We start from the raw sequence: 739 nt of genomic DNA, 5'->3' as shown, positions 1-739 counted from the left end.
ACTCATCTGCTCGAACAAGGGTTAGATTTACGCTCAGTACAGCACTTACTCGGCCACAACAGCCTTAACACTACCGCACGCTATACCCGCCTCACCACCATCACCCGCAAGAACACTGTCCTGTCAGTTAACCAGCTCACTGATAATTTGGTGCTTAAGTGGGAGTGTGACTCATGACATTCATCGATATTTTACGTGACCATCTTGATGCCTTTAATCAGGCTTATGATGGCCAAATTACCCCGTCAATGCGCCAAGCGATTAATGCCATGCTCAGTTGCCGCTCTCATTCCCAAAGAGCCAGCCACTGGGCTTGCCAGGGTTGCACGCATACCGCTGACTTTCCGCTGTCATGTGGTCATCGCAACTGCCCGCAATGTCAGTACAACACCACGGCAGATTGGCTCACTAAGCAACAAGCCAAGTTACTGCCCGTCGACTATTTCATGGTGACTTTTACATTGCCATTTGAGCTGCGTGTTGTGGCTAAATATCACCCAGAAGCGCTCTATCCAGCCATGTTTGCCGTCGCTGCCAGTGTGCTCAAAGACTTTGCCCTTAACTCACCAAAGCTTGCCGGTGATATTGGTTTCACCGGCGTGCTGCATACTCACAGCCGGCGACGGGATTTACATCCGCATATTCACTTTATTATTCCTGCGGGCAGTTTTAACAAAACTCAACAGCACTGGAAAAAGAACAAAGGCAAATACCTGTTCAACGCCTTTAATATCGCCAA

At 49.0% G+C, this 739-nt stretch carries 2 protein-coding genes; both read left to right on the top strand.

Annotated elements, in window-relative coordinates:
* Positions 1-6 precede the first annotated feature (6 nt).
* Positions 7-177, top strand: coding sequence for a tyrosine-type recombinase/integrase (locus AAEZ00_RS20590; RefSeq protein ID WP_502959346.1), 171 nt, complete (start codon positions 7-9; stop codon positions 175-177).
* The coding region (locus tag AAEZ00_RS20585) for an IS91 family transposase (RefSeq protein WP_351089727.1) at positions 174-739 on the top strand (566 nt) is incomplete at its 3' end. The genes AAEZ00_RS20590 and AAEZ00_RS20585, both read left to right, overlap by 4 nt.

This window comes from Shewanella sp. S1-49-MNA-CIBAN-0167 (assembly GCF_040310145.1).
GTDB lineage: Bacteria > Pseudomonadota > Gammaproteobacteria > Enterobacterales > Shewanellaceae > Shewanella > Shewanella psychromarinicola.
The sequence above is the reverse complement of the archived record's forward strand: the minus strand, read 5'-3'. Positions and strand labels throughout refer to the sequence as shown.